This is a genomic window from Saccharibacillus sp. O23 (genome assembly GCF_002205895.1).
Taxonomy (GTDB): domain Bacteria; phylum Bacillota; class Bacilli; order Paenibacillales; family Paenibacillaceae; genus Saccharibacillus.
Window position 1 is genome coordinate 166,006 of record NZ_NJDE01000018.1, and the last position, 13,846, is coordinate 179,851.

Annotated in this window: 13 protein-coding genes and 1 riboswitch; of the genes, 5 read left to right on the forward strand and 8 right to left on the reverse strand. The window is 58.1% G+C overall.

What is annotated here, in order from left to right:
- The first annotated feature begins 204 nt into the window (after positions 1-204).
- Together CDO73_RS19980 and CDO73_RS19985 are read left to right on the forward strand one after the other, a co-directional pair.
- A complete protein-coding gene (locus tag CDO73_RS19980; protein WP_088490287.1) occupies positions 205-927 on the forward strand; it encodes an MBL fold metallo-hydrolase in 723 nt (240 codons plus the stop codon).
- Positions 928-943: 16 nt separating this feature from the next.
- A complete protein-coding gene (locus CDO73_RS19985; RefSeq protein WP_088490288.1) occupies positions 944-2,041 on the forward strand; it encodes a M24 family metallopeptidase in 1,098 nt (365 codons plus the stop codon).
- A gap of 113 nt (positions 2,042-2,154) precedes the next feature.
- Here the strand turns inward: CDO73_RS19985 and CDO73_RS19990 are convergent, their stop codons facing one another.
- The 3 genes from CDO73_RS19990 to CDO73_RS20000 all read right to left on the reverse strand — a co-directional run bounded on the left by CDO73_RS19990 (position 2,155) and on the right by CDO73_RS20000 (position 4,966).
- Positions 2,155-2,451 carry a Dabb family protein gene (locus CDO73_RS19990; protein WP_256972782.1) on the reverse strand — a complete coding sequence of 99 codons (297 nt, stop codon included), beginning with the start codon at positions 2,449-2,451 and terminating at the stop codon, positions 2,155-2,157.
- A 131-nt stretch (positions 2,452-2,582) separates the two neighbouring features.
- Positions 2,583-3,302, reverse strand: a complete 720-nt coding sequence (locus CDO73_RS19995; protein ID WP_088490289.1) for a queuosine precursor transporter — start codon at positions 3,300-3,302, stop codon at positions 2,583-2,585.
- A 269-nt stretch (positions 3,303-3,571) separates the two neighbouring features.
- Complete coding sequence (locus tag CDO73_RS20000) at positions 3,572-4,966, reverse strand: L-cystine transporter (protein WP_088490290.1); 1,395 nt, start codon at positions 4,964-4,966, stop codon at positions 3,572-3,574.
- Positions 4,967-5,472: 506 nt separating this feature from the next.
- On the opposite strand from CDO73_RS20000, the gene CDO73_RS20005 reads away from it, so the two are divergent.
- Positions 5,473-7,161, forward strand: coding sequence for a methyl-accepting chemotaxis protein (locus CDO73_RS20005; RefSeq protein ID WP_179218768.1), 1,689 nt, complete (start codon positions 5,473-5,475; stop codon positions 7,159-7,161).
- Between the two features lie 203 nt (positions 7,162-7,364).
- Here the strand turns inward: CDO73_RS20005 and CDO73_RS20010 are convergent, their stop codons facing one another.
- From CDO73_RS20010 to CDO73_RS20030, 5 genes are all read right to left on the reverse strand, one after another.
- Positions 7,365-8,447: an ABC transporter ATP-binding protein gene (locus CDO73_RS20010; protein ID WP_088490292.1), complete on the reverse strand. Its 1,083-nt coding sequence runs from the start codon at positions 8,445-8,447 to the stop codon at positions 7,365-7,367.
- Positions 8,444-9,487 carry a FecCD family ABC transporter permease gene (locus CDO73_RS20015; protein WP_088490293.1) on the reverse strand — a complete coding sequence of 348 codons (1,044 nt, stop codon included), beginning with the start codon at positions 9,485-9,487 and terminating at the stop codon, positions 8,444-8,446. The genes CDO73_RS20010 and CDO73_RS20015 overlap by 4 nt, the downstream gene beginning before the upstream one ends.
- On the reverse strand, positions 9,484-10,581 hold the full coding sequence (locus CDO73_RS20020) for an ABC transporter substrate-binding protein (protein WP_088490294.1): 1,098 nt from the start codon (positions 10,579-10,581) through the stop codon (positions 9,484-9,486). The genes CDO73_RS20015 and CDO73_RS20020 overlap by 4 nt, the downstream gene beginning before the upstream one ends.
- A 223-nt stretch (positions 10,582-10,804) precedes the next feature.
- Positions 10,805-10,983, reverse strand: a riboswitch (cobalamin riboswitch).
- Between the two features lie 187 nt (positions 10,984-11,170).
- On the reverse strand, positions 11,171-11,398 hold the full coding sequence (locus CDO73_RS20025; RefSeq protein WP_088490295.1) for a hypothetical protein: 228 nt from the start codon (positions 11,396-11,398) through the stop codon (positions 11,171-11,173).
- A gap of 33 nt (positions 11,399-11,431) precedes the next feature.
- A complete protein-coding gene (locus CDO73_RS20030; RefSeq protein WP_088490296.1) occupies positions 11,432-11,620 on the reverse strand; it encodes a hypothetical protein in 189 nt (62 codons plus the stop codon).
- A 362-nt stretch (positions 11,621-11,982) separates the two neighbouring features.
- Here CDO73_RS20030 and lplA point away from each other — a divergent pair, with 362 nt between their 5' ends.
- On the forward strand, positions 11,983-12,987 hold the full coding sequence (gene lplA, locus CDO73_RS20035; protein ID WP_088490297.1) for a lipoate--protein ligase: 1,005 nt from the start codon (positions 11,983-11,985) through the stop codon (positions 12,985-12,987).
- A gap of 55 nt (positions 12,988-13,042) precedes the next feature.
- Positions 13,043-13,843 (forward strand): Cof-type HAD-IIB family hydrolase, encoded by an 801-nt coding sequence (locus CDO73_RS20040; RefSeq protein ID WP_088490298.1) that lies wholly within the window; start codon positions 13,043-13,045, stop codon positions 13,841-13,843.
- Positions 13,844-13,846 lie beyond the last annotated feature (3 nt).

Genomic DNA, 13,846 nt, shown 5'->3' on the forward strand with positions numbered 1-13,846 from the left:
TCAAACGGTTAACGACGATCATTGCTGCCATCCTCCTTTGTCAAATAGTAAATTCATCATAGCTTTTTTTTCGGAAACCTGTCAACCCCGCGTTTGCAAAACGATTTCGATTTTTTGGATACGGACGCGCCGTTGGACTATAATAGACAGCGTAAGCCTGCCGGGAAAGGCAGCCAAACCAATTAATCGACGGGAGCGGAACTTATGAAACTTACATCAGGAATAACGGACTTGGCGCTCGGCGCCGATCACGGCGGAAACGCCGACGCGTTTCATGCCGTGCTGCTGTCGGACGAAGACGGATTGACGTTGGTCGACGCGGGACTGCCGGGCATGTACGAACAGATTGTGCAGCGGATCGAAGCGGCGGGATTCCACGTCTCTCAGGTCAAAAGATTGCTGTTCACCCATCAGGATCTCGACCATATCGGCACGCTGCCCGACCTGCTGGAGCATCTGCCGGAGGCCGAAATCTGGGCGCATCGGGACGAACAGCCTTATCTGGAAGGCGCGCTGCCGCATATCAAAGTGACGCCGAAACGGCTCGAATCCATGCCCGCGCCGCAGCGCGAAGCGGTGCAGCGCATGCTTGACGCGCTCGTTCCCGGCCGGGTGACCCGCGTGCTGGAGCACGGCGAGAATCTGCCTCTTCAAGGCGGGACGGTCGTGCTGCACACGCCTGGCCATACGCCGGGGCATATCAGCCTCTATGTACCGAGCGAGAAGCTGCTGATCGCGGGCGACGCGATGGTCGTGGTCGAAGGCGAGTTGGCCGGACCGGCGGAAGCTTTTACCCCGGATATGGACAAGGCGCTTCGGTCGCTGGAGCAGCTGCTCGAATTGGATATCGACCGGGTGTTCTGCTACCACGGCGGGCTGTACGAAGGCGATGTGCGCGGCGCGATCAGCCGCATCGTCACCAGATAACGAACGGAGTGAAAAAATGAACGATCAACGTTGGAACAAGATCAGAACGCATATGGAGGAACAGGAGCTGGACGGGCTGCTGATCACCGAACCGAAACACGTCGGCTATCTGACCGGTTTTTTCTCCGATCCCCACGAACGTTTTCTGGGACTTGCGATCCCGAAACACGACGAGCCGTTTCTTGTCGTCCCCGCGCTCGATCTCGAAGCGGCCAAAGCTTCTTCGTCCGTGCCGCTGATCCGCACGCACGGCGATACGGATGACGCATACGCGCTGCTTGAAGGCTGGATCGGCAGCGGAGCGAAACGCTTCGGCATCGAAAAAGAACATCTGTCGGTCGCCCGTTTCGAACGCTTGAACGCCGCGCTCCGCGCGTCCGACTACCGCGACGTAGGCAGCGTGCTGAACGCCCTGCGCGCGGCCAAAACGCCGGAAGAAGTCGAAAAGCTTCGCCGTGCGGTTCATCTGATCGAAGCGGTGCTGACCGAAGGACTCAAACAGGTTCGCGTCGGCGTCGCCGAGATCGAGATCGTGGCCGAACTGGAGTACCAGATGAAAAAGCTCGGCGCGGAAGGCCCGTCGTTCGACACGATGGTACTGACCGGCGACAAGACGGCGCTGCCGCACGGCAATCCCGGCAATCGGAAGATTCAAGCCGGCGATATGCTGATGTTCGATATGGGCGTCTATCTCGACGGCTACGCTTCCGATATTACGCGTACCTTCGCGGTGGCCGAACGTCCGAACGACGAGTCGGTCAAGATCTACGAAACGGTGCTTGCCGCCAACTTGGCCGCGATCGCGCAGATCCGTCCGGGCGTGACGCTGGCTTCCGTCGATGCCGCCGCCCGCGAAGTCATCACGGAAGCCGGTTACGGACCGTACTTCATGCATCGCCTCGGTCACGGACTGGGCATGGACGTGCATGAATATCCGTCCGTGCACGGCGCCAACGAAGAACTCGTGACGGAAGGTCTCTGCTTCACCGTCGAGCCGGGCGTCTACGTCGCCGGCGAATGCGGCGTCCGTATCGAAGACGACGTCATCGTTACTGCCGACGGCGTCGACGTACTGACCACGTTCCCGAAAGAGCTGACGGTGATCGGCGGCTAAAGCGATCGGGCGACTCGTTCGCGTTCGTCGGAGCTGCCGCCTTTTAAACCGTTCAAATCAAAAAAGCCAGTTTCCGAGTTGTCGGAAGCTGGCTTTTCGTTTCGGAGCGAAACTTATTCGTATTCGATCAGGTCGGTCTCTTGGAAGCTGCTTACCTGAGACTCCCAAACTTCGGCCACATAGCGGGCATGGATCGGGTGCACGTTGTACGCTTCGAAAGCCGCGCGGTCGGCAAACTCCATCGAAAATCCGTAATCGTGGTCGTTTTTGGCGCTGACTTGGCGAAGTACCTTAAAGTTGTTCACGCCCGGAATCTCGATCAACAATTGGCGGCTTTCTTTCAAAAAAGCTTCGGCTTTCTCGTTATCTTTGCCGGCGTGCAGGGTGAACGTAACCATATGGATCATCATGGGTCGACTGCCTCCTCGGATCGGTTAAGTAGAATCGAATATCGGCACATCGCCGCGGCGATGCGCATGCGTATCCATCTTACCATATTCCGTCGGCAGGCCGCGCGGGATTATCGAATCCGTTTCGGCTTTTATTTGGCGGCGATATTCGGCAGGCCGGAATCGCCTTCGTCGACGGGTACTTTCATGCCGCGCGCCCAATACAGCACCGGCGTGCCGGCCGCGGTCAAAATAAACTTAAAGACATAAGTCGACAGCAGCAGTTGAATCCACGTCGAGAAACTGTATTCGGGACCGGTAAACGCGATCGAGCAGAAGATCAGCGTATCGATAAACGAGCTGACGATGCCGCTACCGTTGTTGCGAATCCACAGTTGATTGGCGCTGGAGAAACGACGGCGGATTCCGGCGTACAAATACACGTCGAGCAGCTGGCTGACCAGATAAGCGGTCAAACTTCCGAGCGCGAGTCTCGGCAGCAGGCCGAACAAGGCTTCCATCGGCGCTTGCGCGAAATCGACGTCCGACGGTCGGAAATGCAGCACCATCTGCATGATGACGGTAGTCATGATCAGCATGAAAAAACCGAACCAGACGGCGCGGCGCGCGGCTTTGACGCCGTAGCGTTCGTTCAGCAGGTCGGTAGTCATATAGACGCTGACGTACATGGCGTTGCCCAGCGTCATGGTGATGCCGAGCATATCGATGGTCTTGGCGACTTGGATATTGGCGACGACGGTCGCCACGCCGACCCAAGCGTACAAGCCTTTTTTGCCGAAAAATTTGAAGCACAGCAGGAAAAACGCGAAATTGACCAGGACGAAAAAGACGCCCCAAGTGAAATTGAACAAGCTGAATCCTCCTTGCCCTTTCAACTCTCAATCGCAGGTTTGCGTTTTCCTAAAAATCACGCGCTTTAAGTGCGTTTTAGGGGAACGTAACCTTACCTTTAGTGTTGAAAGGCCCTAGTTTTGGTATCGCGGGATGGTTACGAACCGCGTGTTTGGACAACGTATTACTCTAACACGGTTGGCGATTTTGCGCCATCTTTTTTTTGGGAAAAGAAAAAGGACGGCCGGGAGGCCGTCCTTTTCATCTTATGCGGGCAGAGAAAGAAAAATCAGGCTCTCGCCGTTTCGAGTTCCGGCGTGTCGGGAGAATCGTAAACGTTCTTGTCGATCTCGCCGGTGACTTTGCCGGTCACGACGCCGGCGACCATCGAATCGTTGACGTTCAGGGCGGTACGGCCCATATCGATCAGAGGCTCGACGGCGATCAGCAGGCCGGCCAAAGCGACCGGAAGGTTCATGGTCGACAAGACGATCAGAGCCGCGAACGTCGCGCCGCCTCCGACTCCGGCTACGCCGAAGGAACTGATCGCGACGACGCCGATCAAGGTCAGGATGAACGACAGATCGACGGGCGTGCCGGCAGCCGGGGCGATCATGACGGCGAGCATCGCCGGGTAGATGCCCGCGCAGCCGTTCTGGCCGATCGTCGCTCCGAAGCTGGCGGACAGATTGGCTACGCCTTCGGATACGCCGAGCTTTTTGGTCTGCGTTTCGATATTCAGCGGGATGGTCGCCGCGCTGGAACGCGAAGTGAAAGCGAAGACCAGCGGCGATACGACTTTTTTGGCATAGGTGACCGGGTTCATGCCGAACGCCAGCAGGATCACCAGATGAATCACGAACATGACGATCAGCGCGACGTAAGAAGCGATTACGAATTCGCCCAGACGAATGATGCCGGCGGGATCGGTCGTCGCCATCATCTTGGCGATCAACGCCAGAATCCCGTAAGGCGTCAGTCGCAGAATCAAAGTCACGATCCGCATCACGACGCCGTGTACCGCGTTAACCATGCCGCGGAACGTCTCGGCCTGCTGCGCGTTCTTGCGGTCCAGCCCAAGCACCGCGATCCCGATGAAAGCGGAGAAAATAACGACCGCAAGCGTCGAGGAAGGACGCGCGCCGGTCATGTCTTCGAACGGATTGGTCGGAATGAACGACAAAATCTGCTGAGGCAGCGTCAGATCTTCGACATCCGCGAGTCTCGTTTCGAGCGCCGCTCCGCGTTCTTGTTCCGCTTGTCCGTTCAGCAGTTCGCTCGCGTCCAGACCGAACGCGGTCGCCGAAGCGATGCCCACCGCGGCGGCGATCGCCGTCGTCAAGACAAGCGTCAACAGCACGGATACGCTGATTTTGCCGAGCTTTTTGCCGCCTTTGATGTTCATGATCGCCGTGATGATGGAGACCATCACCAGCGGAATCACGATCATCTGAAGCAAGTGGACGTAGCCGCTTCCGAGCAGGCTGTACCAGTCCATCGAGCGCGATACGATCTCCGAATCCGCCGAATAAATCCATTGCAGCGCGCCTCCGAGCACGATCCCCAGTCCCAGCGCGGTGAATACCCGTTTGCTGAACGAGACATGACGCTTCTGCATCACGTAGAGCAGTACGGAGAGTCCCGCCAGAACCAAGATGTTCAAGATGACAAAAAAGGTCTCCATGTTCCAATCCCTCTCTCTTTTTAAAGTTGCGTCAGCGATCAAGCTGACCGGACATGTAAGTCCTTGGAATCTGCCAACCATAGTATCACTATTCCGATCATTTTGGTAGATTTAATTTGCGACATCGGCATTTTTTCATCCGCTGTTCAAAAATATTCGCAAATCGCAAAAAGAGCTTACATGAAACTGGTCAAATTTATTTGTTCTCATGTATGATATGGAATAGCCAAGCACAACTTCCGAACGTTTTACCTATTTTTTCGCGCTCCGGCCCTACCTTTTACCTGCATATGCGGGATCGATCGACCTATATTACAGAGAATGTTCAGATCTTTGTCCGCGTGATCGGCCGCGAGTCGGGACTTCGGTTGCAGAAGATTCGGCATCGAGCGGCTTGTACGGATGCAAGATCGCGTCATGCTCTTGATCAGGAGTCTTGTTCGGTCATCCCATGCAGGTGCCGCGTTCAGGATTGCTTTTGCTTATCACGAAGGGAGAGCCTATTTATGCTAAACCGTTCTATCAGCCGCAAGATCATCGTATTGTCGGGTGCCATCATTCTTGTCGCGAGCTTGCTGCTCTGCGGAAGTTTTCTCGTTATATTTAACAATACGCTTCACAGTCGAATCATTCCCGAATTCAGCAAAACGCTGGATCTGAGCATTTCGGAAATTCAAGGCGGCGTCGATCCGACTCAAGCGAGCATGGCAGCCAAAGCCAACGCTGCCGCTTCGATGAAACTGCAGACTTACCTGAATCAAGCCGCAAGCGAATTCCGACTCGAGAACGTATATATCCTCGACGTGCAGGGCAACGAAGCGACCGTCGTTCTGGCCAGCAAAGATTCGCATCTGAAAACCGGAGAAAAAATGGCGGCGAGTTCGTTTATGCAGCAGGCCTTGAAAAACACCCAAGAAACGGTCGTGACTCCGCTTAACGCAAGCTCCGACGGCGCGGATATCGACGGCTACTTGGCGATCTCCGGCGGCAGCCTGCTTGTCGCCGGAACGCTGGACGCCGATTTCGTCGAGCAAGTCACGCAGGCGATTCTCTGGGCCGGCATCGCCATCACCCTGATCGTGATCGTACTCGGCGCTCTGGTCGCGGCGGGCGTCAGCCGCCAGATGACCAAGCCGCTCGGACGCCTTGTCAAACACGCCCGTCTGGTGGCGGAAGGCGATCTGCAAGCGAACATCGAGGTCAAAGGAAAAGACGAAATCGCGCAGTTGGCCGAAGCTTTCCGTCAGATGACCGCCAATCTGCGCAGCATGATCGGTCAAGTGCTGGAAGCGACCGACCGGGTCAAGAGCGATTCGATCGAACTCTCGCGCGGCATCGGGCTGCTCTACGAGATCGGCGGACAATCGGCGGCTTCGGCGACCGAGATCGCGCAGAGCAGCGAGACGGTCGCGACCAGCGCGGCGGAGAACGCCAAAGCCATGGAAGAGATCAGCGGCGGCATCCAGCATATCGCGGAATCCGCTTCGAACGTTAACGACCAGATCGCTCGCGCTTCCGAAGAAGCCGTATCGGGCAATACGCTGGCTCAACAAGCGGTTCAGCAGATGAACCGCGTTCAGGAAATGACGGTGCAGGCCCGCTCTTATATCGAAACGATGGGCACGCGTTCCGACGAGATCACCGAAGTGCTCGGCGCGATTACGAGCATCTCCAAGCAAATCCAGATGCTCTCGCTCAACGCTTCGATCGAAGCGGCAAGAGCCGGCGAGCACGGCAAAGGCTTCGCCGTCGTCGCCGACGAAGTTCGCAAGCTGTCCGATCAATCGCGCGAAGCCACGGGGCAGATCGAACAATCGCTGTCGTCCCTGCGCGAAGATTCCCGGCGTTCGGTCGACGCGATCGGCACGGTGCACCACGAGATCATGTCGGGTGCCGAAGCGGTCCGCAACGCGGGCGGCGCTTTCGAAGAACTGAAAAGCCTGATGCAGCAGTTCAACCATTCGGTGCAAGAAGTGTCCGCTTCGACCGAACAAGTCTCGGCAGGCAGCCAACAGGTCAGCGCTTCGGTGGAAGAAACGGCCCGGATTACCGAACGCGTGCAAGCGCGCGCTCAAGACGTATCCGAAGGCAGCACCCGTCAAGTCCAAGAGATGGAAGCTTATGCGCGTACCGTCGGCGAATTGAGCCGTCAGGCCGACGAGCTGGAAGAAACGGTCAGACGCTTCAAGATCTGATCGCGAACAGATCGATGCGTTGCGAACGAAAAGAGCCGCTTTCGAGCGAAGCTCGGGCCAGCGGCGGCGCTTCGAACGTATCGGATCAAACGTATGCACCAAAAGCCAAAAGACCCGGAGACGATTCTCCGGGTCTTTTTTTGCGTTTGCGCGTCTTTGCGCGGCGGAAATCAGGCAGCAGTCAAATGCCTGCCGTACGCCGACTACGTTCTTCGTTCGGCCCGAACAGGCCGAACTTTCCGCATCTGCGAATCGGCGCGGAAGAGCAGCTGCGGCGCGCCGATCTCTTCGCGCCGCACGATCAGCGGCGGCGCGACGCCGTACAGGTCGCCGACCAACTCCGGCGTCAGCACTTCCTCCGGCGTGCCTTCCGCGGCGCGTTCGCCGCCGCGCAGCAGAAGCAGCCGCTCCGCGTACTGCGCGGCGAGATTCAGGTCGTGGAGCACCGCCACGACCGTCAGTCCGGCTTCTTCGCGCCATTCCCGCACCAGCTCCATGACGTCGAGCTGATAATACACGTCCAGATAAGCCGTAGGCTCGTCCAGCAGCAGGATCTCGGGCTGCTGCGCCATCACTTGGCCGAGCGCGGCGCGCTGCCGCTGTCCGCCGCTCAGTTCGTCCAGACGGCGCGGCAGCAGCGCCGTCAGCTCCAACCGCTCGGCGATGCGGGCGAGCAGCTCCCGCGCCGAAGGATCGCGGTCGCGGCCGAAACGGTCGCGGTACGGGAAGCGCCCCATCTCCAGCGCGTCCCGTACCGTGATGCTCAGCGGCGGCAGACCTTCCTGCGGCAGCACGGCCAGCCGCCGAGCCCGTTCGCGGCGTCCGTATTCCGCCGCGGGCCGGCCGGCGATCCGGACTTCGCCGGCCGAAGGGCGCTCCGCGCCGGAGACCAGCCCCAGCAGGCTGGTCTTGCCGCTGCCGTTGGGCCCGAGCACGGCCCAGAATTCGCCGCGGCGGACGGTCCAATCCAGCGGACGGACGGCTTGAAGAGAGCCGTACGCGCAGGCCGCCCCGCGCAGCTCGATCGCCGGCGCTTCGGATTCGAGCCGCACGCCCGAACGCTCCGCGCCGCTCGAGCCGTTTTCGCTCCGCGGCTCTTCGAATGCGAACGAAGCGGCCGCGGCGCGCTTCTCCGCTTCGCGCAGCGATTCGGCTTCCAGATCCGCTTCGCTCTCGCGCAGTTCCCGTATTTGGCGCGCGATCTCCGCCGCGCGCAGTTCTTCGGCCGCTTGCGGCGTATCGCCGCGCCGCCGTCTCAGCCCCGACAAGTTCAGCCGGATATTCATGCCTTCTCCTCCTTCCCGCGCTTGCTTCGCTGAAGCAAGAAAGCGAAAAACGGCGCGCCCGCGAACGCGGTCACGACGCCAAGCGGCAGCTCCGCGCCACCCAACGCCGAGCGGGCGAGCGTATCCGCCCACATCAAGAACAGCGCGCCGCCGAGCGCGGACAACGGCACGAGCAGCCGATAATCCGGTCCCGCGATCAGACGGATCATATGCGGAACCACCAATCCCACGAAGCCGATCACGCCCGATACCGATACGGCGGCGGCCGTCATCAACGTCGCGACGATCAGGACGGCGCTTTTGGTCCGTTCCGTATGCAGTCCCAATTGACCGGCACGGCGTTCTCCGAGCGCGAACAGGTTCATCGCCCCGGCGTTCGCCCATAGAAAAGCGCCGCCCAGCAGCACGTAAGGCAGCAGCACGGCCGAATAATCCCATCCGCGCAGATTCAAGCTTCCCATCGTCCAATACAAGATTTCGTTAACGGGCCGATTCGACAGCGTCGACAGAAACGTCACGGCCGCTCCGAGAAAAGACTGCATCACGACGCCCGCGAGCAGCAGCCCGTGAATCGGCAGCTTGCCTCGGTCGCGAGCCAACGCGAGCACCCCGAACAGCGTCGCCGCACCGGTCGCGAAAGCCGTCAGCGGGAGCGTCCACTGCCCCGCCCAAGCCGTGCGAAGCCCCAAGAAGATAATGGCCGCTGCTCCGAGCGACGAACCCGAAGAGACTCCGAGCGTGAACGGATCCGCCAACGGATTGCGCAGCACCCCTTGAAAAGCCGCTCCCGCGAGCGCCAGCGCCGCTCCGACCAGCGCCGCCAGCGCGATTCTCGGCAGCCGGACCTTAAGCACGATCTGTGCCGCCGAATCGTCCCAAATCTGCGGGAAGCGGCTGCCGATGCCCGGAATTTCGTGAAGCAGGATCGATGCGATCCGTCCGGCCGGCAGATGAACCGATCCGATGCGCAGCGTCAGCACCAGACTGAGCAGCAGCAGAACGACCGCGACCGCCCCGTATCCGCCGAGCCGCCGGATCATTTCAGTTTGCCCGGATAGATCGCGTTAAAGACTTCGATCAAGCCTTCGGACAACCGAGGTCCCGGCCGGCTGACCAGATTATCGTCGATCGCGAACAATTGATCGTTTTTCACGGCCGAGATGCCGTTCCAGCCGCTGCGGTCTTTGATCGTCTGCGGATCGACGGACATTTGGCTGTACAAGATCACGTCGGGATTCGTATGAATGATCTCCTCGGCGTTCACTTCGCTCCAACCGTTCGTATTCGCCGCGGCGTTGATCGCGCCCGACGTGCCGATCAGCTCGTCCATGAATTCGCCTTTGCCTACCGTCCAGCCCGGCGAAAATTCCAGATAGACCGTTTTCTTGTCCGCATCCGGAATCGAAGCCGCCGCCGTACGCACCTTCTCGATCTCCGCGCGCATTTTACCGGTCACTTCTTCGGCTTCGGCTTGACGGTCGGCGATCTCTCCGTATACCTCGATATCCTTCATTACGTCTTCCAGCGTATCCGGATTGAACTTGAATACGTTCAGCCCTAATCCGCGCAGCGACTCCACGGTCGCGTCGTCGGTCAAATCGGCGACGAACACGATATCCGGCTGCGCCGCCACGATCGCTTCGGTATTCAGCTCGAAGCCGCCCATCTTGGGCTTGGATTTGGCCGCTTCCGGGTAATCGTCGTTGTCCGAGACGCCGACGATCTGCTCGTCCAGTCCCAACGCGAACAGCGCTTCCGTTTCCGACGGCGCGAGCGATACGATTTTTTTCGGCGCGGCTTCGAACGTGATCTCTTTGCCGGTCGCGTCTTTCAGCGTGAGCGGATACTCGGTTTTCGCCGCTTCGTCCGCCGCCTGAGCCGTGTCGGCCGTTTCCGCGGGCTTCTGCTCGGCCGGCTTCGTCTCGGTCGCGGTCGGCTGCGGCGCCGTCGCCGTTTCGGTTTGCCCGCAGGCCGCGAGACTCACTGCCAACAACAGAGCCGCCGAGCCGGTCAACAGCGTTTTTCTGAAGCCCGTTCTCCATCGGATATCGAAGCGTGCCTGCTTTTCGGTCGTCTCTTTTTCCCTGCTGCCGTTGCCGTTTTTTCGCCCTTGTTCGTTCCATCCTGCCGTCATCTTGTTATCCCCCTCGGTTTGTTACCGTTCCTTACACCTTCTCTTTCCTGCCTTCCCAACGAGGCAAAACGACAAAAGAAAAAGCCCGATCCGGGCATCGCTCGCGGAAAAGGCTTGTTCGGGACGTACGCCAATAAAGGCCCTGCCTTTTTCTCAAAAAAGAAAGGCGGACCGAAACGATCGGCGTACGTGCACGGAACGCTCTTTCCTCGAAGAACGGGACCAGCATCGAGTCTGCCGGGCAGGTTTCCTGACTCGCGGGAACGATCATGGATCGTCGGGAGTCCGCCTTCTCGCTCTGGGCAATGGCCGGATGGACTCTTCCTCGCGTTACAGTGGCGGGACCGTGCCGGATTTGCACCGGCTTCCCTTTTAACCGGCGCGCGGCGAACAAAAAAAGACGTTTGGCCTTTCTCCGTTTGCCGCGCGCAGGCACCTCGGCAGCTGTACTTGTGCGGTTATCGTTTCCGATTATAGGGGATGCGGCCGATCGTGACAAGCACGCATGCAAAAACCGCCCGTTCTTTTCTTCAAGAAAAGAAATCGGGCGGTTCCGTCGAAAAGTCGGGCTTGCAGGCAGCTTCGGTGTTTATAAGCCTCTGCCGTCCGTACCTCGCGCTCCCGTATGATTGGTCGTGCGATTCTCCTGATCCTTCATATGATGCTGCTGGTCGAGCGGTTGGGATTTGGTCGCTTCGATATTCGAAGGGGCGTTTCTGCCCGAGCCTTCCACTTGGTTTTCCACGAAATCTTTCAACTGGCCGCCGTGTTCGTTCGCTTTCTTTTGTTCGAGCAACTCTTTGGCTTTATCGTCCATTTCGTTTAACCTCCCGGTGCGCGTTCGCCGCTGTTATCTTCTCATGTTGTGTTGGTCTTTGAGCCGGTTCTGTTGATCCATGCGTTGGTCTTTGGTGGCCTCGACTCGGCCGGGCACCGCGGACTCTGTTCCTTCGACCTGATTCTCGACAAAATTTTTCAGTTCTCCGCTGTGGTCATGCTCTTTCTTATGATCCAGCAGGGATTTGGCTTTGTCATCCATCGGATTCAACCTCCTGTGCGTCGGCCGCTTCCGCGGCGGTTCGCGTATGGGTATAGGGTCGGGATAGTTATGTATTACCCTTGCCCCGCGCGCTCAAACGGCATATTTTCCCAACCGAGCGACCGTTACCGCCGCCTTGAAAGCCATCTCTTTACGAAATACGGGTACCTTATCCGCGCGAATCGAAAGGGTACTCGTCGCTTGTCTCGGATTAATGAATGGTTTCGCCCGTCCGAACGTAAACCTGCAATCTATTTAAGACAAGCTACTAGTCTTAAACAATTTGTATGGTTTACAATGATAGAGGCAAAACGACAAATAGACCACACGTTTATCACTCTGTCAAAACGGGAGGCCATACCATGCTTTTTATCGACAATCAGGGCATTAACGATCCGCGGATCAACCTGGCGATCGAAGAATTCGTTCTGCGGCATCTGCCGATGGACGGCGAAAGCTATCTGCTCTTCTATATCAACGAACCGTCGATCATCATCGGCAAACACCAGAATACCGTCGAAGAGATCAACGCGGAATATGTCAAAGAACACGGCATTCATGTCGTGCGTCGGTTGTCCGGCGGCGGCGCGGTGTATCACGATTTGGGCAACCTGAACTTCAGCTTCCTGACGCAGGACGACGGCCAATCGTTCCACAATTTCCGCAAGTTCACCGAACCGATGACCGAAGCGCTGCGCGAACTGGGCGTGGAAGCCGAACTGTCGGGTCGCAACGACCTTCAAGTCGGGGAGAAAAAGATTTCGGGCAACGCCCAATTCTCCACGCGCGGACGCATGTTCAGCCACGGCACGCTTATGTTCGATTCCGAACTCGACAACGTGCATTCGGCGCTGAAAGCCAATCCGGAGAAATTCAAATCGAAAAGCACCAAGTCCGTCCGCAGCCGCGTCGCCAATATCTCGGAGTTCATGAACGAGAAGCTGACGATGCAGGAATTCCAGGACAACATCCTGCGCCATATTTTCAAGACCGAACCGAGCGAAGTGCCTCAGTACGTCCTGACCGAAGAAGATTGGCAAAAGATCCGGGAGATCTCGGAAGAACGCTACCGCAACTGGGATTGGAATTACGGCCAATCGCCGGAATACAACGTCAAACATGCCAAGAAGTTCCCGGTCGGCATCATCGATCTGCGCATGGACGTCAAAGACGGCCGGATCGAAAACATCACGATCTTCGGCGATTTCTTCGGCGTGGGCGACGCGTCCGAAGTCGCGGATCTGCTGCGCGGCAAACGTTACGAAGAATCCGAGATCCGCGCGGCGCTCGAAGGCGTGAACCTCAAGCATTATTTCGGCAACATCGAGACGGAAGACTTTATCGGGCTCGTGTTCTTGGAAGACTGATCCGAGCGCGCGCAAACAAACAGAAATAGAAACAGATTCGGACGGGAGAGAAACCATGACTTACAAATTGATTGCTATCGATATCGACGACACGCTGATCAACGACGACAAACAGGTCACTCCGGCTACGCAGGCCGCATTGGAAGAAGCCGTAGCCGCAGGCGTCGTCGTGACGCTCGCTACGGGCCGCGCTTACGCGTCCGCCAAGCAGCTCGCCGCCCAGACCGGCCTGAACGTGCCGATCATCACGTATCAAGGCGCGTTGGTGAAGAACCTGCTCGACGGCAAAGTGCTGCTGGAACGCCATGTTCCGGTCGAAGCCGCGCTCAAACTGGGCGAATACTGCAAAGAGCATAACCTGCATCTGCAAACGTATATCGACGACAAGCTGTACGCGCGCGAAGAAAACGAGAAGCTGATCGCTTACGCGCAGCTCAACAATACGCGATTCTACATCGAACCGGATTTCGAAAAATTGTTCTCGCAGCCGACGCCGAAAATGCTGATCATCGACGATCCGGCGTTCCTCGACGAACTGGCGCCGAAACTGCACGAACTGCTCGGCGATCAGGTGCATATCACCAAGTCGAAACCGCATTTCCTCGAGATCATGCACAAAGAAGGCACCAAAGGGCACGCGCTGGCGTTCCTCGCCGACTACTTCGGCTGCACGCTCGAAGAGTCGATCGCGATCGGCGATTCGTGGAACGATCACGAGATGCTGGAAGCCGCCGGTCTCGGCGTAGCGATGGGCAACGCGATCGAACCGCTCAAAGCGATCGCCGACTTTATCTCCGCGAGCAACAACGAAGACGGCGTCAAAGTGGTCATCGACAAATTCGTGCTGAACAAATAAAAC